The organism is Pseudomonas sp. GD04019 (genome assembly GCF_029837695.1).
Classification (GTDB): domain Bacteria; phylum Pseudomonadota; class Gammaproteobacteria; order Pseudomonadales; family Pseudomonadaceae; genus Aquipseudomonas.
In genome coordinates, this window is the sequence record NZ_JAOEEA010000011.1 from 144,761 (window position 1) to 160,888 (window position 16,128).

The 16,128-nt window shown below is 63.1% G+C and carries 21 protein-coding genes and 1 pseudogene; 18 read left to right on the forward strand and 4 right to left on the reverse strand.

All coding sequences use genetic code 11. The features are described from left to right. The first annotated feature begins 74 nt into the window (after nucleotides 1–74). The 8 genes from N7607_RS17940 to galU all read left to right on the forward strand — a co-directional run bounded on the left by N7607_RS17940 (nucleotide 75) and on the right by galU (nucleotide 6,601). Complete coding sequence (locus N7607_RS17940) at nucleotides 75–1,043, forward strand: alpha/beta fold hydrolase (protein WP_279866604.1); 969 nt, start codon at nucleotides 75–77, stop codon at nucleotides 1,041–1,043. A gap of 128 nt (nucleotides 1,044–1,171) precedes the next feature. Beyond that, complete coding sequence (rraA, locus tag N7607_RS17945) at nucleotides 1,172–1,660, forward strand: ribonuclease E activity regulator RraA (protein WP_137973051.1); 489 nt, start codon at nucleotides 1,172–1,174, stop codon at nucleotides 1,658–1,660. 52 nt (nucleotides 1,661–1,712) lie between these two features. Further along, a complete protein-coding gene (locus N7607_RS17950) occupies nucleotides 1,713–2,693 on the forward strand; it encodes a zinc transporter ZntB (protein WP_279866605.1) in 981 nt (326 codons plus the stop codon). A gap of 55 nt (nucleotides 2,694–2,748) precedes the next feature. Beyond that, complete coding sequence (locus N7607_RS17955) at nucleotides 2,749–2,985, forward strand: CrfX protein (RefSeq protein WP_279866606.1); 237 nt, start codon at nucleotides 2,749–2,751, stop codon at nucleotides 2,983–2,985. A 2-nt stretch (nucleotides 2,986–2,987) separates the two neighbouring features. Continuing rightward, the gene (locus N7607_RS17960; RefSeq protein WP_279866607.1) at nucleotides 2,988–3,812 is read left to right on the forward strand and encodes a mechanosensitive ion channel domain-containing protein; all 825 of its coding nucleotides are present in this window, start codon (nucleotides 2,988–2,990) and stop codon (nucleotides 3,810–3,812) included. A gap of 89 nt (nucleotides 3,813–3,901) precedes the next feature. Next, nucleotides 3,902–4,492 (forward strand): RNA polymerase sigma factor SigX, encoded by a 591-nt coding sequence (sigX, locus tag N7607_RS17965; protein ID WP_192398284.1) that lies wholly within the window; start codon nucleotides 3,902–3,904, stop codon nucleotides 4,490–4,492. A 143-nt stretch (nucleotides 4,493–4,635) separates the two neighbouring features. Further along, entirely contained in the window at nucleotides 4,636–5,598 is a 963-nt protein-coding gene (locus N7607_RS17970) for an OmpA family protein (RefSeq protein WP_279866608.1), read from the forward strand. Nucleotides 5,599–5,761: 163 nt separating this feature from the next. Beyond that, on the forward strand, nucleotides 5,762–6,601 hold the full coding sequence (gene galU, locus N7607_RS17975; protein ID WP_192398282.1) for a UTP--glucose-1-phosphate uridylyltransferase GalU: 840 nt from the start codon (nucleotides 5,762–5,764) through the stop codon (nucleotides 6,599–6,601). 60 nt (nucleotides 6,602–6,661) lie between these two features. On the opposite strand, the gene N7607_RS17980 is transcribed toward galU, so the two are convergent. Further along, a complete protein-coding gene (locus tag N7607_RS17980; RefSeq protein ID WP_279866609.1) occupies nucleotides 6,662–7,084 on the reverse strand; it encodes a VOC family protein in 423 nt (140 codons plus the stop codon). 114 nt (nucleotides 7,085–7,198) lie between these two features. On the opposite strand from N7607_RS17980, the gene gorA reads away from it, so the two are divergent. Both gorA and N7607_RS17990 read left to right on the forward strand, forming a co-directional pair. Continuing rightward, complete coding sequence (gorA, locus tag N7607_RS17985) at nucleotides 7,199–8,557, forward strand: glutathione-disulfide reductase (RefSeq protein ID WP_279866610.1); 1,359 nt, start codon at nucleotides 7,199–7,201, stop codon at nucleotides 8,555–8,557. Nucleotides 8,558–8,564: 7 nt separating this feature from the next. Continuing rightward, nucleotides 8,565–9,188, forward strand: coding sequence for a trimeric intracellular cation channel family protein (locus tag N7607_RS17990; protein WP_279866611.1), 624 nt, complete (start codon nucleotides 8,565–8,567; stop codon nucleotides 9,186–9,188). An 18-nt stretch (nucleotides 9,189–9,206) separates the two neighbouring features. On the opposite strand, the gene N7607_RS17995 is transcribed toward N7607_RS17990, so the two are convergent. Further along, nucleotides 9,207–9,668 (reverse strand): copper chaperone PCu(A)C, encoded by a 462-nt coding sequence (locus N7607_RS17995; protein ID WP_279866612.1) that lies wholly within the window; start codon nucleotides 9,666–9,668, stop codon nucleotides 9,207–9,209. A 136-nt stretch (nucleotides 9,669–9,804) separates the two neighbouring features. On the opposite strand from N7607_RS17995, the gene N7607_RS18000 reads away from it, so the two are divergent. Beyond that, nucleotides 9,805–10,464, forward strand: coding sequence for a paraquat-inducible protein A (locus tag N7607_RS18000; protein WP_279866613.1), 660 nt, complete (start codon nucleotides 9,805–9,807; stop codon nucleotides 10,462–10,464). Next, nucleotides 10,451–11,095: a paraquat-inducible protein A gene (locus tag N7607_RS18005; RefSeq protein WP_279866614.1), complete on the forward strand. Its 645-nt coding sequence runs from the start codon at nucleotides 10,451–10,453 to the stop codon at nucleotides 11,093–11,095. The genes N7607_RS18000 and N7607_RS18005 overlap by 14 nt, the downstream gene beginning before the upstream one ends. A gap of 75 nt (nucleotides 11,096–11,170) precedes the next feature. Here N7607_RS18005 and N7607_RS18010 read toward each other — a convergent pair whose 3' ends face one another. Then, nucleotides 11,171–11,341 carry a general stress protein gene (locus N7607_RS18010; protein WP_279866643.1) on the reverse strand — a complete coding sequence of 57 codons (171 nt, stop codon included), beginning with the start codon at nucleotides 11,339–11,341 and terminating at the stop codon, nucleotides 11,171–11,173. 390 nt (nucleotides 11,342–11,731) lie between these two features. Between N7607_RS18010 and N7607_RS18015 the strand changes: the two genes are divergently transcribed. Both N7607_RS18015 and N7607_RS18020 read left to right on the forward strand, forming a co-directional pair. Next, nucleotides 11,732–12,073, forward strand: coding sequence for a hypothetical protein (locus tag N7607_RS18015; RefSeq protein WP_279866615.1), 342 nt, complete (start codon nucleotides 11,732–11,734; stop codon nucleotides 12,071–12,073). 75 nt (nucleotides 12,074–12,148) lie between these two features. Beyond that, a complete protein-coding gene (locus tag N7607_RS18020; RefSeq protein WP_279866616.1) occupies nucleotides 12,149–12,583 on the forward strand; it encodes a phosphotransferase system, HPr-related protein in 435 nt (144 codons plus the stop codon). Nucleotides 12,584–12,589: 6 nt separating this feature from the next. Here N7607_RS18020 and N7607_RS18025 read toward each other — a convergent pair. Beyond that, nucleotides 12,590–12,958 (reverse strand): annotated as a pseudogene (locus N7607_RS18025) (Rho termination factor N-terminal domain-containing protein). A gap of 136 nt (nucleotides 12,959–13,094) precedes the next feature. Between N7607_RS18025 and N7607_RS18030 the strand changes: the two are divergent. The 4 genes from N7607_RS18030 to N7607_RS18045 all read left to right on the forward strand — a co-directional run bounded on the left by N7607_RS18030 (nucleotide 13,095) and on the right by N7607_RS18045 (nucleotide 16,116). Beyond that, entirely contained in the window at nucleotides 13,095–13,280 is a 186-nt protein-coding gene (locus N7607_RS18030) for a PSPA7_2676 family Cys-rich small protein (RefSeq protein ID WP_279866617.1), read from the forward strand. After that, complete coding sequence (locus N7607_RS18035; protein WP_279866618.1) at nucleotides 13,271–13,759, forward strand: MgtC/SapB family protein; 489 nt, start codon at nucleotides 13,271–13,273, stop codon at nucleotides 13,757–13,759. The genes N7607_RS18030 and N7607_RS18035 overlap by 10 nt, the downstream gene beginning before the upstream one ends. 14 nt (nucleotides 13,760–13,773) lie before the next feature. Beyond that, nucleotides 13,774–14,016, forward strand: coding sequence for a hypothetical protein (locus N7607_RS18040; RefSeq protein WP_279866619.1), 243 nt, complete (start codon nucleotides 13,774–13,776; stop codon nucleotides 14,014–14,016). Nucleotides 14,017–14,124: 108 nt separating this feature from the next. Continuing rightward, the gene (locus N7607_RS18045) at nucleotides 14,125–16,116 is read left to right on the forward strand and encodes an alpha-1,4-glucan--maltose-1-phosphate maltosyltransferase (protein WP_279866620.1); all 1,992 of its coding nucleotides are present in this window, start codon (nucleotides 14,125–14,127) and stop codon (nucleotides 16,114–16,116) included. Nucleotides 16,117–16,128 lie beyond the last annotated feature (12 nt).

Below are 16,128 nucleotides of genomic sequence, written 5' to 3' on the forward strand. Positions count from 1 at the left end.
TTATGTATGGCTCCGGGCTGTTGTCCCGGGGCACGGCCAAGATTGCTCCCGCCATTTCTCGTGCAAGAAGCAGTATGCAAAGCAGTAGTGAGTTGTTTCCCGTCGCCCTGATCAGTGCCGAGCTGCGCGGTGATCTGAGCGAAGACGTCTATCGCCTGAAGCCTGGCAATGCGCCGGACTTCTCCGTCGAGCTGGCGCTGACCCGCCTGGGCCTGACAGCTCAGGAGCAGCGCGGCGAGCCGGTGATCCTGCTGCACGGCAGTTTCTCCAACCGGCGTTTCTGGTATTCGCCGCGTGCCATCGGCCTCGGCCCTCATCTGGCGCGCGCCGGCTTCGATGTATGGATCGCCGAGATGCGCGGCCACGGCCTGTCGCCGCGCAACCAGGCCTACAAGCACAACACGGTGGCCGACTACGCCCGCTACGACCTGCCGGCCATCGCTGCCTTCGTGCGCGAGCAGAGCGGCCGAGTACCGCATTGGGTCGGCCATTCGCTGGGCGGCACTACCCTGGCCGCCGCATTGGGCGGTGGTTATCTGACAGGGCAGGACGCAGCATCGGCAGCGCTGTTCGGCACCCAGATCAGCCGCATCTACTGGCCGCTCAAGGTGCCGCCGGTGGAGTGGGGCAGCCGTCTGCTGCTCAAGGGCTTCCACCACATCTCCGGCGCGCGCTTCAAGCGTGGTCCCGAGGATGAGCCGATCGGCCTGGCGCTGGAGAGTCTGCGCTGGCACCGCCTGTTCGGCCGTTTCGGCGACTCAGAGCGTGACTGGTGGGCAGGCCTGGCCGATGTACAGGTGCCGCTGCTGGCGGTCAGCGCCGCCGGCGACCTGCAGGACCCGACCTGGGCCTGTCGCAAGCTGTACGAGCAATTCCGCGCCGCGCCCCGCAGCTTCCTGCAGCTGGGTAAGGAGAACGGCTTTTCCAGCGACTTCGGCCATGTGGAAATGCTGGTCAGCAAGGAGGCGCAAGCGGAGGTCTGGCCCTTGATCGAGCATTGGCTGCGTGAGCTGCAACTGCCGGCGGAAAAGCAGCAGGATTGAGGTTCCAAGCGCTCTGGCATGCGGCTAAGATGTGACGATTTCGCCGGTCCGGTCACGATTCGCTGCCTTTGCAGCGTCTGGCCTCCAGGCGCCGCCTACTCTGAGTTTCAACTGATAGGAGCATCTCCATGCAATACGTCACTCCCGATCTGTGCGACGCCTACCCGGAACTGGTTCAGGTGGTCGAGCCGATGTTCGCCAACTTCGGCGGCCGCGACTCCTTCGGCGGCGAGATCGTCACCGTCAAGTGCCACGAGGACAACTCGCTGGTCAAATCCCAGGCCGATCAGCCGGGCAAGGGCAAGGTACTGGTTGTCGACGGCGGCGGCTCCCTGCGCCGCGCCCTGCTGGGCGACATGATCGCCGAGAAAGCTGCGAAGAATGGCTGGGAAGGCATGGTGATCTACGGCTGCGTGCGCGACGTCGACGTGCTGGCGCAGACCGACCTGGGCGTGCAGGCGCTGGCCAGCCACCCGATGAAGACCGACAAGCGCAACATCGGCGATCTCAACGTGGCCGTGACCTTCGGCGGCGTTACCTTCAAGCCGGGCCACTATGTCTATGCCGACAACAACGGCGTGATCGTGTCCCCCGAACCGCTGAAGATGCCGGAGTGAGCCTCGCGGAGCTCGCAGTGGCGGGCTCCATGTGGCGACAGTGAGCGCAGGGATGTACGAGAAAGACAATCTGCAGTGGGGGCTGTTGCACGCCTTCGTCCTGGACGGTCGGGGCGGCGCGCGCAGTCTGGAGTGGGATCAGCTGGAGGGGCTACAGCTCACCGAGCAGGAGAGTCTCTGGCTGCACTGGGACAGAGGCCATCCGCAAACCCGTGCCTGGCTGCGCGAGCACAGCGGCCTCAGCGAATTCAGCTGCGATCTGCTGCTGGAGGAGAACACCCGGCCGCGCCTGCTGGCACTGCCCGAGCATGAGCTGCTGCTGTTCCTGCGCGGCGTCAATCTGAATCCCGGCGCCGATCCTGAAGACATGGTTTCGGCGCGCATCTTCGCCAGCGCTCGCCGTGTCATTTCCCTGCGCCTGCGCCCCCTGCGCGCCACCGAAGAGCTGATCGCCCTGCTGGAGCAGGGCCAGGGCCCGCGCGACAGCACCGAGCTGGTGTTGCAACTGGCCCACTACCTCACCGACCGAGTCGACGGGCTGATCGATGGCCTTTCTGATCAGTTGGAGGGGCAGGAGGAACGCCTCGACAGCGACGAACGCTTCATGCCCGATCACGGCGTGGTGCTGCATGTGCGCCGCCGCGCCGCCGGCCTGCGCCGCTTCCTGGCGCCCCAGCGGGACATCTTTGCCCAGCTGACGCGCAACGGTTATGGCGACGGCGACCAGTGGAACGAGCTCAACAACCGGCTGACCCGCTACCTGGAAGAGCTGGAGATGATTCGCGAGCGGGTCGGGCTGGTGCTGGAGTCAGAGCATCGGCGGATGAACGAGAAGATGAACCGGGCCATGTACCTGCTCGGCGTGACCACGGTGTTTTTCCTGCCCATGAGCTTTCTCACCGGCCTGCTCGGCATCAATGTCGGCGGTATCCCCGGGGCCGATAGCCAATATGGTTTCCTGCTGATCTGCGCCATTCTTGCCAGTGTCGGCGCGCTGCAGTGGTGGGTGTTCCGCCGGCTGCGCTGGCTCTAGATGTGACTTGCGCCTGGGTCACCACGTCTAGGCAACAAATCCATGCGAGGTAGGCATGTACGATCCTTTTGAAGAGTCCCTGCGCGATCTGCTCAAGTCGCAGCCCGCGGACCACGATGATGACGCGACCCTCGGCCGTGTGCTGAAGACCGCCAACCGCCAGGTCGGCGCCGGCGATCTCTTCGGTCTCATGGGGCGAGGCCTCGAAGCCATCATGATCGCCCTCAACAACGGTTCCGCACACGTGGCACCGGTTTCCCGCCGCACCCGCGCCGCAGACAAGGCTGACTGAATATGGAATTCGATCCCTGGACTCAAAGTCTCGTTAACGCCATGAGCTCGGTATGGGCTCCCGTCGCGGGCTTCATCCCTCGTTTCTTCGGCGCCCTGGTCGTGGTGCTGCTCGGTTTCGTGGTGGCCAAGCTGCTCGATACCCTGTTGTCCAAGCTGCTGGCCAAGCTCGGCCTGGACCGCCTGATGGCGGGTACCGGCCTGAACAAGATGCTTTCCCGGGTTGGCATCCAGGTGCCGGTATCGACCCTGATCGGCAAGATCGTCTACTGGTTTGTTCTGCTGATCTTCCTGGTTTCCGCCGCCGAATCCCTGGGGCTGGACCGTGTGTCCGCCACTCTCGATGTGCTGGCGCTCTATCTGCCCAAGGTACTTGGCGCCGCCGTGATCATGCTGTCCGGCGTGCTGCTGGCTCAACTGGTCAGCAGCCTGGTGCGCGGCGCTGCGGAAGGCGTGGGCCTGGATTACGCCGCCGGCCTCGGCCGCATTGCCCAGGGCCTGGTCATCATCATCAGTATCTCGGTGGCAATCGGTCAGCTGGAAGTGAAGACCGAACTGCTGAACAACGTGATCGCCATCGTGCTGATTTCCGTGGGCCTGGCAGTTGCCCTTGCGCTAGGCCTGGGCAGCCGCGAAATTGCCGGACAGATTCTGGCCGGCATCTATGTTCGCGAACTCTATGAGGTCGGGCAACAAGTGAAGATTGGCGATGTCGAAGGCCAGATCGAGGAGATCGGTACCGTGAAGACCGTGCTACTCACCGAAGAGGGTGAGCTGGTTTCGGTGGCCAACCGTACCCTGCTCGAGCAGCGCGTCAGCAGCCGCTGACGCGCCAATCCCTGCTAATGTATGCGACCAGCGCTTCTCGCGTTGCGCTCTGGCGCTGCCTTCTGACCTGACTGTCGGCACGAGTTGTTTTGAACAAGGCCCAATCGCTTCCCACGCGGTACGACCCACGCGAGCTCTCGGACGAGGAGCTGGTGCAGCGTGCGCATGTCGAGCTGTTCCACATCACGCGTGCTTACGAAGAGCTGATGCGGCGTTACCAGCGGACTCTGTTCAATGTCTGTGCGCGTTACCTCGGTAACGAGCGTGATGCCGATGATGTCTGCCAGGAAGTTATGCTGAAAGTTCTCTATGGGCTGAAGAACTTCGAAGGCAAGTCCAAGTTCAAGACATGGCTATATAGCATCACGTATAACGAGTGTATTACTCAGTATCGCAAGGAGCGGCGCAAACGCCGCCTGCTCGATGCATTGAGTCTCGACCCGTTGGAAGAGGCTTCCGAAGAGAAGGCGCCCAAGCTGGAAGAGAAGGGCGGCCTGGATCGCTGGTTGGTACATGTCAATCCCATAGACCGGGAAATCCTGGTATTGCGCTTTGTTGCGGAACTGGAGTTCCAGGAAATCGCCGACATCATGCATATGGGCCTTAGCGCCACCAAGATGCGCTACAAGCGCGCGCTCGACCGCCTGCGAGAAAAATTCGGCAATGTCAGTGAAACTTAATTAGCCGAACAGCCTCTTACGCGCAGTGTGCGCGAAGAAATATCACCACACAGCAGTGTGTAGTTTTGTTACAATCGCCGCCATGTTGTTCTCGGTCGCTCGGGCCGGGCAACTATTAATCGTCTTTTGATGGGGATTTACGGATGAAACTGAAAAACACCTTGGGCGCCGTCATCGGTACTCTGGTTGCCACCACTTCGCTGAACGTATTGGCTCAAGGCCAGGGCGCTGTCGAAATCGAAGGCTTCGCCAAGAAGCAGTACTTCGATGAAGCTCGCGACTTCAAGAACGATGGCAACCTGTTCGGTGGCTCCATCGGTTACTTCCTGACCGATGACGTCGAGCTGCGCCTGGGTTACGACGAAGTGCACAACGCTCGTGCCGAAGACGGCCGCAACATCAAGGGCTCCAACACCGCCCTGGATGCTCTGTACCACTTCAACACTTCTGCCGACAGCCTGCGTCCGTACGTCTCCGCTGGCTTCTCCGACCAGAGCATCGGCCAGAACGGCCGTAGCGGTCGCAACGGTTCCACCTTCGCCAACCTGGGCGGTGGTGCCAAGTACTACTTCACCGAGAACTTCTACGCCCGTGCTGGCGTTGAAGCTCAGTACAACATCGACCAGGGCGACACCGAGTGGGCCCCGAGCGTTGGTGTCGGTCTGAACTTCGGCGGCGGCTCCAAGCCGGCTCCGGTTGCCGAGCCAGTCGCTGAGCCAGTTGCCGAAGTCGCCCCGACTCCGGAGCCGGCCGAAACCGTTCGCGTCGAGCTGGACGTGAAGTTCGACTTCGACAAGTCCAAGGTCAAAGAAGAAAGCTACGGTGATATCAAGAACCTGGCCGACTTCATGAACCAGTACCCGCAGACCAACACCACCGTTGAAGGCCACACCGACTCCGTCGGCACCGACGCCTACAACCAGAAGCTGTCCGAGCGTCGTGCCAACGCCGTTCGTGAAGTACTGGTCAACCAGTACGGTGTAGGTTCCGAGCGCGTTGGCTCGGTTGGCTACGGCGAGTCCCGCCCGGTTGCCGACAACGCCACCGAAGCCGGTCGCGCGGTTAACCGTCGCGTAGAAGCTGAAGTGGAAGCCCAGGCCAAGTAATTGGCGCTGAGCTTTGCAGAAAACCCGGCCTAGGCCGGGTTTTTTGTGGGCTTCAGAAGGTTTCGGAAGCCACGGTATTTCTCCCCTCAACGGGCATTGTAAGGCCGACTCAGCCTGATTAGACTGCGCGGCAATTCAGCCCCTCGCAGTACCAAGGATTGTCATGATCAAGAAATGTCTGTTCCCGGCGGCCGGTTACGGCACTCGCTTTCTGCCAGCCACCAAGGCCATGCCCAAGGAAATGCTGCCAGTGGTCAACAAGCCGCTGATCCAGTACGGCGTCGAGGAGGCTCTGGAAGCAGGCCTGAGCGAGATTGCCATGGTCACCGGGCGTGGCAAGCGCGCGCTGGAAGACCATTTCGACATCAGCTACGAGCTGGAGCACCAGATTCAGGGCACCGACAAGGAGAAGTACCTGGTCGGCATCCGTCGCCTGATCGACGAGTGCAGCTTCTCCTACACCCGTCAGATCGAGATGAAAGGTCTGGGCCACGCCATCCTCAGCGGCCGCCCGCTGATCGGTGACGAACCGTTCGCCGTGGTGCTGGCCGACGACCTGTGCTTCAACCTCGAAGGCGACGGCGTGCTGCAGCAGATGGTCAAGCTGTACAACCAGTTCCGCTGCTCCATCGTTGCCATCCAGGAAGTACCGCCGGAGGAAACTTCCAAGTACGGCGTGATCGCTGGCGAAATGATCCGCGACGACATCTACCGCGTGAACAACATGGTCGAGAAGCCGAAGCCGGAAGACGCCCCGTCCAACCTGGCGATCATCGGCCGCTACATCCTGACCCCGGACATCTTCGACCTGATCGAGAAGACCGAGCCGGGCAAGGGTGGCGAGATCCAGATCACCGACGCGCTGATGAAGCAGGCCCAGGATGGCTGCGTGATCGCCTACAAGTTCAAGGGCAAGCGTTTCGACTGCGGCGGCGCCGAGGGCTACATCGACGCCACCAACTTCTGCTTCGAGAACCTGTACAAGACCGGCAAGGCCTACTGATAGGCCGTTGCTGTCAGCAAAGCCACCTGCGGGTGGCTTTGTCGTTTCTGACCTGCCGACTCAGGGGATGGGCATCGCCTCCGAACCGGGCCCCAACGGCTGGCCGTAGCTGAACTCGACGTAGTTGCCTGCAGGGTCGCGCAGGCCGCAGTAGTAACCGACCGGGTAGGGCTCGTCCCGTGGTGCCCAGACCAGGCAGCCGGCCTCGGCGGCTCTTCTGGCGATCTCATCGACCACCTCGCGACTGGCCACGGCAAAGCCGAAATGGCTGTAGTCGTTCGCCGCCAGTTGGCGATCGGTACCGCCGGGCATGATCACGAAGATGAACTGGTGTTCCTTGCCTGGCTCGGCCATCCAGACGATCTTCGAGCCCTTGCCGGCCCGTTCGTGAATCACCCGCATGGCGCAGAAGTCGCGGTAGAAATCCACGCAGGGCTGCAGCTCGGGAACGTGCAGGGCGACATGGGTGAGGGTGGGGCGCATGGCGATCCTCCTGGCGAACCGCGGCGGCGCGGCTCGGGTCTAGTCCTACATCATCCAGCATACACGCAGCCCCCGGGCTCTCCGGTATGCTTGTCGCCTGCAAGGAGAACTGCGATGTCCTATGAATTCGACCTGTTCGTGATCGGCGCCGGTTCCGGCGGTGTGCGTGCCGCCCGTTTCGCCGCCGGCTTCGGCGCCAAGGTGGCGGTGGCCGAGAGCCGCTATCTGGGCGGCACCTGCGTCAACGTCGGCTGCGTGCCGAAGAAGTTTCTGGTGTATGGCGCCCATTTTGCCGACGACTTCGAGCAGGCCGCGGGCTTTGGCTGGAGTTCGGACGAGCCGCAGTTCGACTGGCCGACTCTGATCGCCAACAAGAACCGCGAGATCCAGCGCCTCAACGGCATCTACCGCAACCTGCTGGTCAACAGCGGCGTCACTCTGTTGGAAGGCCATGCCAAGCTGACCGGCCCGCATGAGGTGGAGATCAACGGTCAGCGCCACAGCGCCAAACACATCCTGATCGCCACCGGTGGCTGGCCGCAGGTGCCGGATATCCCCGGCAAGGAACTGGCAATCACCTCCAACGAGGCGTTTTTCCTCGAACAGCTACCCAAGCGCGTGCTGGTGGTGGGCGGCGGCTATATCGCCGTCGAGTTCGCCTCGATCTTCCATGGCCTCGGTGCCGAGACCTCGCTGCTGTATCGCAAGGATCTGTTCTTGCGCGGCTTCGACGGCGCGGTGCGCCAGCACCTCAAGGAGGAGTTGGAGAAGAAGGGCCTGGACCTGCAGTTCAATACCGACATCACCCGTATCGAGCGCCAGGCCGACGGCAGCCTGCTGGCCACTCTGAAAGATGGCCGCGAGCTGGCCACCGACTGCGTGTTCTACGCCACCGGGCGCCGGCCGATGTTGGATAACCTGGGATTGGAAAACACCGGCGTGAAGCTCGACGACAAGGGCTTCATCCACGTCAATGAGCAGTTCGAGACCAGCGAGCCCTCGATCCTCGCCCTCGGCGATGTGATCGGCCGCGTGCAGCTCACCCCGGTGGCGCTGGCCGAAGGCATGGCGGTGGCCCGACGGCTGTTCAAGCCGGAGGAATACCGCAAGCTGGATTACAACCTTATTCCCACCGCCGTGTTCAGCCTGCCGAATATCGCCACCGTCGGCCTGACCGAGGAGCAGGCGCGCGAGCAGGGCCACGAAGTGAGGATTTTCGAGAGCCGCTTCCGGCCGATGAAACTGACCCTGACCGAGTGCCAGGAGCGTACCTTGATGAAGCTGGTGGTCGACGCCAGGAACGACAAGGTGCTCGGTTGCCACATGGTCGGGCCGGAGTCCGGCGAGATCGTCCAGGGCCTGGCCGTGGCGCTCAAAGCCGGGGCTACCAAGCGCATCTTCGACGAGACCCTGGGCATCCACCCGACTGCCGCCGAGGAGTTTGTTACCATGCGCGCCCCTGTGACCAGCTGAAGGCGCCATGCAGCAGATCTTCTACCTTGCCGACCTGTTCGGCGTCGCCGTTTTCGCCATCACCGGCGCGCTGATGGCGGGGCGCAAGTCCATGGACCTGTTCGGTGTGCTGGTCATCGCCGTGATCACCGCGCTGGGGGGCGGCACCCTGCGTGACCTGATCCTGGACAACCATCCGGTCAGCTGGATTCGCAACGATACCTATATCCTGATCGCCTCCATCGCCGCCGTCGGCACGGTGCTCTGGGTACGCCTGACCCAGCCGATCCACGAGCGCGGGCTGCTGATCGCCGATGCCTTCGGCCTGGCCGTGTTCACCGTGATCGGCACCGAGGTGGCACTGCAGCACAACGTGCCCTACAGCACGGCGGTGATCATGGGCGTGATGACCGGCGTGGCCGGTGGGGTGATGCGCGACGTGATCTGCAACGAGATCCCGCTGATCTTCCAGAAGGAGATCTACGCCACCGCCTGTATCCTCGGCTCGCTGGTGTTCATCGTCATGCGCGAGCTGGAGACGCCGCATTGGCTGGATACCGGGGTCGCCATGCTGGCCGTGCTGCTGACCCGCCTGGCGGCGATTCGCTGGCACCTGTCGTTGCCGCGCTTCCATCTGCTGGATCGCGACTGACGCCAGGCGCCTTGCGTATCAATGGTGGTGTTCGGCCTTCGGCGCCTCGGCCTCGATGGCGACTTCCACCTCCACCTTGCCGGCCTTCTCGAACTGCAGGGTCAGCGGGAAGCGTTCGCCGGCCACCAGCGGCTGCTTCAGGCCAAACAGCATGACGTGGTTGCTGCCGGGTTCGAAGCGTGCCTCGCCATTGGCGGGCACGCCCACCGAGTCGACCTTCTGCATCTTCATCACGTCGCCCAGGTGCACATGGGTGTGCAGCTCGGCCGTGGCGGCCAGGGGCGTGCTGGCGCCGAGCAGACGGTCGCCCTCGGTACCTTTGTTGTGCACCACGAAATAGGCGGCGCCATTGGGCGCAGTAGGCGGCAGCGCGCGCGACCAGGGATGCTCGATATGCAGCGCGCCGATGCTGTAGTCATGGGCGAATACGGGGTTGCCGAACAGGGCGAGCAGAACGAACGGGGCCAGCTTCAGGCGCATGCGCGTACCTCCGGAGGGTGAGTTGTAGGCACCCTAGCACGAAGCGGTGCTACAGACGCTGCGGCAAAGTTGCGCAATGCGGGTAATATCTAGCTGCGGCCTGTGGACGGGTCGCCGAGTCGAGAGGTGGAAGAGAGTGCAATCCGAAAGCCTGACCCGAGGCCAGCTGCCGCCACTGGAGCAGTTGATCGCCTGCCACGAATGCGACCTGCTCATGCACCATCCGCATGTCGGGGAAGAGCAGAAGGCCTGCTGCCCCCGCTGCGGCTACGAGATGGTGGTGCATCGCTCGCAGATGCGCCGTCGTTCGCTGGCGCTGGTGCTGACCGCGCTGATCCTGTTCGTACCGGCCAACTTCCTGCCGATCATGAGCCTCAGCATCCTCGGCCAGCATGCCGTGGATACGGTGTGGAGCGGGGTGGTGGGGCTGTATCACTCGAACATGCAGGGCGTGGCCGTGGTGGTGTTCTTCTGCAGCATGCTGGTGCCGCTGCTCAAGCTGCTGTGCCAGCTGTTCGTGCTGATCGCCATACCGCGGCCGGCTCTGCGGCCGCTGGCCTGCTACTGCTACCGCATCTATCACCACATGCGCGAGTGGGGCATGCTCGAGGTCTACCTGTTCGGCATTCTGGTGTCGATCGTCAAGCTGATCGACATGGCCAAGCTGCACCTGGGCGTGGGCCTGGCCTGCTTTGTTGCGCTGATGCTGGCGCAGATATGGCTGGAGGTCACCATGTCGCCACACCAGGTGTGGGATGCGCTGAGCGAAGAGGAGGATGGCGATGCGCGCACTTGATGCCGGCATCATCGTCTGTGGGGAATGCCACAAGCTGGAGTACCTGCGCGAAGGCGAAGTGCAGCATTGCACACGCTGCGGCGGTCATCTGCATGCCCGTCGACCGAACAGCATCGCCCGCACCTGGGCCCTGCTGATCACGGCCGCGATTCTCTATATCCCGGCCAATGTGCTGCCGATCATGACCGTGAGTTTCCTCGGCAAGGGCGCACCGTCGACCATCATGGGCGGGGTGCTCGAGCTGATTCATGCCGACATGCTGCCGATCGCCCTGGTGGTATTCGTCGCCAGCATCCTGGTGCCGACCTTCAAGCTGGTCGGCATCGCTCTGTTGCTGTACTCGGTGCAACGGCATCAGCCAATGTCTGCGCAGCAGCGCATTCTCATGTACCGCTTCATTGAATGGATCGGGCGCTGGTCGATGCTGGATATCTTCGTCATCGCCATCCTGGTGGCGCTGGTCAATTTCGGCAATCTGGCCAGCATTCAGGCCAATCTGGGGGCCGCCGCCTTCGCCACCGTGGTGATCCTGACCATGATCGCCGCAGTCACCTTCGACCCGCGACTGATCTGGGACAACACCTTCGACGAGGCAGTGGAGGAGCAGGAGGCTACTGCGCAGGCGGATTAGCCCGGCATGGCAAGAGAGCGAGAAGGTTGCAGCTGGAACTCGAGAACGGAGGCCGCTCTCGAGTTGCGCAGATTGCTAGTTGCGACCGCCGTGGCTGTTCTGGCCGCCTTTGCGTCCTGCCTCGGAAGCCCGCTGAGGGTCGTTCTTGAAGTTGCCGCCGCTTACATGGCCGCCTTTCTTGCCAGCCTCGGAAGCACGTTGCGGGTCTTCCGCGAAATTACCTTTACCGCCGCGATGTCCAGCCATTTTTAGATCCTCGTCAGTAATTTGGGTGTATGCCAAGGGGCACCCTTACTCGGAGAGAACGAGGAATCAAGGTGTTCATTTTTTTTTAATGAATTAAAAGCATATCGAGGCCGAACAAGGACCTACAGGCTGGGCGAAAAGCTATAAAAGCCGTATTTATTCCCCCGCTATGCGGAGCAGGTATCTCTTAATCTCCAAAAGATATCTTCTCCTCTTTGGATTTGCCGGACAATTCGCTCTGGCTCAAGGGTTCTGCCCCGTTTTGCAAGGCCAGACGGCCCAGCATTTCCGCCAGCTCTGTCAGGTTCTGGTAACAGCACATCTTTATATTCGAGCGAGCACTGCTTTAGCGGCTGTCGGTGCACGTCTCATCAGGGAGGAACAGCCGCCATGGGCAATTCGGATTCAGGCAGGTACCGGTCGAAGAGACTTCGCAACGGGCCTTTACTCTTCTGGGTGCTGACAAGCACGCTGTTGGGCCTCTTGCTGGCATGGCAGCTCCTCTACCATCCTCCAGCACCTCGGCCCGACGTGGACCAGAACGTCATTCGGCTCGGCTTCGTGGGCGATCTCGAGCGCTCAACTCCCATCGACTACCGCGAGCATCTGCCGAGTCCTTCTCTCGAATCGCTCTCCTTGCCACCTTCGCATACCGGCAATACCGCTCGGCAGCCATCTGCGCTGCAGCTCGAGCTGCATCGCTTGCCAGACAGCACGCGCATAAGCTTCTGAAGCCTGGCGCAAACAGCTTGAATCATCGTCGCGGCCGCCAGTCGACAGAGGAACACAGTCGACTGGAGCAACAGCATGAGCAAGCACACACCGCGAGTTCACGAGCTCGACGATATCGAGGACCGCATGGACTCGGTACGCGAGCTGGATTTCGATGACCGGCACGACGAGCGCGGGGGGCGTATCGGCGATGAGCGCCCAGGCGAAACGTATTCGGCCGAGCGTGAGGCACACGCCGGCATGACGGGTGGCGAGACGCTGACCGACAGCGCTCACGAGGACAACGTGACAATGGACGACCTCAGCCCCGACACCCTGTTCGATGAGAGCGGTGCCAACTCGCCGGACGAGTTGGGCCACAGCCATCCGCTCGACAAGGAATTGAGCGTGGTCGACGGGTCGGCCATTGGCGGCGGCATCGGCCTGGACGAAGCGGAGTTGGCTCGCTCCGCCCCGCTGGACGGCAAGCCCTGGACGGACCAGGTGATCGAGGGCGAAGACGAAGAGTAGGCCGACTCAGCCGAGGGCCTCGATCAGTTCTGCCTTGCGCATGGTCGAGCGCCCGCGGATGTCCCGCTTGCGCGCCATGTCCAGCAGCTCTGGTCGGGTCATCGACTCCAGCTACGAGCCGGGCCGTGGCACGCCTTCTCGGGTCTTCGCCGCGCGGCGAGCCGAGGATTTGCGTGCGGCCTCCTTCTTCTCCGGACTCTTCTTCTGGCCCGAGCCGCCGTTGCGCTCGCCGCCGCCGGACTGCTTGTTCACCGTGGCCCAGGCTCGTCCCTGCGCCTCATGCTTGGAGAGGCCTCGGGCCTCGTAACCCTCCTCGATATGCTCGGCCTTGCGCTTCTGTTTGTCGGTGTACTTGTCTTTGCTACCGCGAGGCATGGTCGTCGTCTCCGCTGGCACCGCGTTCGCGCGGCTTCACCTCAACAGAAGCGGGCCCACCTCGATAGTTCGAATTTTCATCAAACCTTCCGCTGCGGTGCGAGTCATTTTCTAGAGACCCAACGGAGTGGCCATCATGACACTGCTTTGCCTGATTTCCGGATGCCAATGGTTCCCTGATCGATCATCCGCCCTGCGCCTGTGTGGCAGCGAGCTGCTACACGAATGCTGCAGCCGCTGCGGTACCCGGCGCTATCTGCTGCCAGGAGAGCGCCAGGCGCTGCTGAGTCTGCGCCCTGGTCGTCAATTGCCTTGGAGCTGAGCGACTATCTGGTGGCGGCTCTGCACGAGGAGTTCGCCGACTTCGGGCAGCCAGAGCAGATGCTGCGTGCCGGCCTGCGCCTGCTGATGGCCGCTTTGCTCGGCGGCCTGCTGGGCTTCGAGCGCGAAGCCAAGGGCAAGGCCGCCGGGTTGCGTACCCACATGCTGGTGACCCTGGGTGCGGCGCTGTTCGTGATGATCCTGGAGCTGGACGAGGCCGAGCATGACGCCGTCAGTCGAGTGATCCAGGGCATCGCCGCCGGTATCGGTTTCCTCTGCGCCGGCACCATTCTCAAGGGCGACAACGATAGCCAGATCAAGGGCCTTACCACTTCTGCCTCGCTCTGGTTCAGCACCGCCATCGGCATCGCCGTGGGCATGGGCCGCGAAGGCACTGCGGTGATGGCCACGGTGCTGGCGCTGATCATCCTGCACGCGCTTCCGGTCCTCGAACGCGAGGCCAAGCAGCCACCCCCCTAGCGGAGAGGTATCTCATGTTCCGCGAGTTCGAACATTGCACGGCGTGGACCGATGCCATGTACAACGGCGCCAGTTTCATCGGCCTCATCGAGTACCAGCCCAAGCGATATGGCAGCGAGGTGACGGTGCTCTGGGTATTCGACCCACGCTGCGTCTGCGAGCGCGAGGCAGAGGATGCGGCGGAGCGTATGTTGCGCTCGATCCTCGACATCCACCCGGAGCGCGGCGTGCTCTACGCCGATGGTATCCCGCTGTAAGCAGCCTGAACTTTGCCGCCGCCGCGGGCTCGGAACTCAAGGAGCCATTGCCGGCTCATTCCCACTTTCCCAGCTACACGTCCGCCGGGCGTCAAGGAGCCCATAGCGATGCATGCGATTCGCCAGGCCGAAGCCCGCGTCAACGCCAGTCTCGCCGCCGCAACGCCGCGCATTGCCATCGAATCGGTAACGCCCCAGGTGGAGGGCGGACGCTTCGCCGCCAAATGCCTGGTGGGGCAGCCGCTGGCCGTCGATGCGGTGATCTTTACCGACGGTCACGACCAGATCGCCGCGGCGCTGCTCTGGCGTGGTGCCGGCGAGCAGCAATGGCAACGCGTGCCGCTGCAGGCTCAAGGTAATGATCGCTGGCGCGGCTGGCTGGTGCCGGAGGCGCCGGGCCGGGCGGAGTTCGTCATCGAGGCCTGGCAGGACATCTATGCCAGCTATCACTACGAATTGAAGAAGAAGTACGCCGCCGGCGTGCCCGTCGCCCTGGAGATTCAGGAAGGCGAGGCCTTGGTTCGGCGCATCGGGGCCGAAGCACCCGCTTCGCTGGCGGAGCGCTTCGCCGGACTGTTCGGGCGCCTTGCCGATTGCGAGACGGTGGACCAGCGCGTGGCCGTGCTGCTCGACCCGCTCACCAGTGAGTTGATGGGGCGTGCCGAGCACCGCCCGCACCTGGTGCGCAGCGGGGCGTTCCCGCTGGACGTGGACCGCAAGCTGGCCGAGTTCGCCAGCTGGTACGAGCTGTTCCCGCGCTCGGAAAGTGGCGACCCGCAGCGCCACGGCACCTTCGCCGACGTGCAGCGGCGCCTGCCGGACATCGCCGCCATGGGCTTCGACGTGCTGTATTTCCCGCCCATCCATCCCATTGGCCGCACCCACCGCAAGGGCCCGAACAATAGCCTCAAGGCCGGCCCGAACGACCCCGGCAGCCCCTATGCCATCGGCAGTGCCGAAGGTGGGCACGAGGCCGTGCATCCGGAGCTGGGCAGCCTGGAGGACTTCCGCGATCTGGTGCAGGCCGCGCGTAACCATGGCCTGGAAGTGGCGCTGGACTTCGCCATCCAGTGCTCTCCCGACCATCCCTGGCTCGAGCAGCATCCCGGCTGGTTCAGCTGGCGTCCGGACGGCACCATCCGCCACGCCGAGAATCCGCCGAAGAAGTACGAGGACATCGTCAACGTCGACTTCTACGCCGAAGCCGCCGTGCCGGACCTGTGGATGGCGCTGCTGGAAGTGGTGCAGGGCTGGGTGGAGCAGGGCGTCACCCTGTTTCGCGTGGACAACCCGCACACCAAGCCGATGCCGTTCTGGGAATGGCTGATCGCCGAGGTGCGTCGCGCCAATCCCGAGGTGATCTTCCTCTCCGAGGCCTTCACCCGCCCGGCCATGATGGCGCGTCTGGGCAAGCTCGGTTTCGCCCAGAGCTACACCTACTTCACCTGGCGCAACAGCAAGAAGGAGCTTGAGGAATACTTCGCCGAACTCAACCAGTCGCCCTGGCGCGAGTGCTATCGGCCGAACTTCTTCGTCAACACGCCGGACATCAATCCGTACTTCCTGCATCACGGCGGCCGCGCCGGTTTCCTGATCCGCGCCGCGCTGGCGACCATGGGCTCGGGCCTATGGGGCATGTACTCCGGCTTCGAGCTGTGCGAGGCGGCACCGGTGCCCGGCAAGGAAGAGTACCTGGACTCGGAGAAATACCAGCTGCGCCCGCGCGACTACCACGCGCCGGGCAACATCGTCGGCGAGATCACCCGGCTCAACCAGATCCGCCGCGACAACCGTGCCCTGCACAGCCACTTCGGCTTCCAGGCCTACAACGCCTGGAACGACAACATTCTCTTCTTTGGCAAGCGCACCGCCGAGCGCGACAACTTCATCCTGGTCGCCGTCAGCCTCGACCCGCACAACGCCCAGGAGGCCAACTTCGAGTTGCCGCTGTGGGAGTTCGGCCTGGCCGACGATGCCGCGCTGGAAGGCGAGGACCTGATGAACGGCCACCGTTGGACCTGGCACGGCAAGGTGCAGTGGATGCGCATCGAACCCTGGCATCTGCCATTCGGCATCTGGCGCGTGCGCCCGGTGCGCTGACAGGAGTACCGC

Coding starts and splice junctions, on each gene's coding strand:
- N7607_RS17940 (WP_279866604.1), top strand. CDS start 75: ATGCAAAGCAGTAGTGAGTTGTTTCCCGTCGCCCTGATCAGTGCCGAG.
- rraA (WP_137973051.1), top strand. CDS start 1,172: ATGCAATACGTCACTCCCGATCTGTGCGACGCCTACCCGGAACTGGTT.
- N7607_RS17950 (WP_279866605.1), top strand. CDS start 1,713: ATGTACGAGAAAGACAATCTGCAGTGGGGGCTGTTGCACGCCTTCGTC.
- N7607_RS17955 (WP_279866606.1), top strand. CDS start 2,749: ATGTACGATCCTTTTGAAGAGTCCCTGCGCGATCTGCTCAAGTCGCAG.
- N7607_RS17960 (WP_279866607.1), top strand. CDS start 2,988: ATGGAATTCGATCCCTGGACTCAAAGTCTCGTTAACGCCATGAGCTCG.
- N7607_RS17970 (WP_279866608.1), top strand. CDS start 4,636: ATGAAACTGAAAAACACCTTGGGCGCCGTCATCGGTACTCTGGTTGCC.
- galU (WP_192398282.1), top strand. CDS start 5,762: ATGATCAAGAAATGTCTGTTCCCGGCGGCCGGTTACGGCACTCGCTTT.
- N7607_RS17980 (WP_279866609.1), bottom strand. CDS start 7,084: ATGCGCCCCACCCTCACCCATGTCGCCCTGCACGTTCCCGAGCTGCAG.
- gorA (WP_279866610.1), top strand. CDS start 7,199: ATGTCCTATGAATTCGACCTGTTCGTGATCGGCGCCGGTTCCGGCGGT.
- N7607_RS17990 (WP_279866611.1), top strand. CDS start 8,565: ATGCAGCAGATCTTCTACCTTGCCGACCTGTTCGGCGTCGCCGTTTTC.
- N7607_RS17995 (WP_279866612.1), bottom strand. CDS start 9,668: ATGCGCCTGAAGCTGGCCCCGTTCGTTCTGCTCGCCCTGTTCGGCAAC.
- N7607_RS18005 (WP_279866614.1), top strand. CDS start 10,451: ATGCGCGCACTTGATGCCGGCATCATCGTCTGTGGGGAATGCCACAAG.
- N7607_RS18010 (WP_279866643.1), bottom strand. CDS start 11,341: ATGGCTGGACATCGCGGCGGTAAAGGTAATTTCGCGGAAGACCCGCAA.
- N7607_RS18015 (WP_279866615.1), top strand. CDS start 11,732: ATGGGCAATTCGGATTCAGGCAGGTACCGGTCGAAGAGACTTCGCAAC.
- N7607_RS18020 (WP_279866616.1), top strand. CDS start 12,149: ATGAGCAAGCACACACCGCGAGTTCACGAGCTCGACGATATCGAGGAC.
- N7607_RS18030 (WP_279866617.1), top strand. CDS start 13,095: ATGACACTGCTTTGCCTGATTTCCGGATGCCAATGGTTCCCTGATCGA.
- N7607_RS18040 (WP_279866619.1), top strand. CDS start 13,774: ATGTTCCGCGAGTTCGAACATTGCACGGCGTGGACCGATGCCATGTAC.
- N7607_RS18045 (WP_279866620.1), top strand. CDS start 14,125: ATGCATGCGATTCGCCAGGCCGAAGCCCGCGTCAACGCCAGTCTCGCC.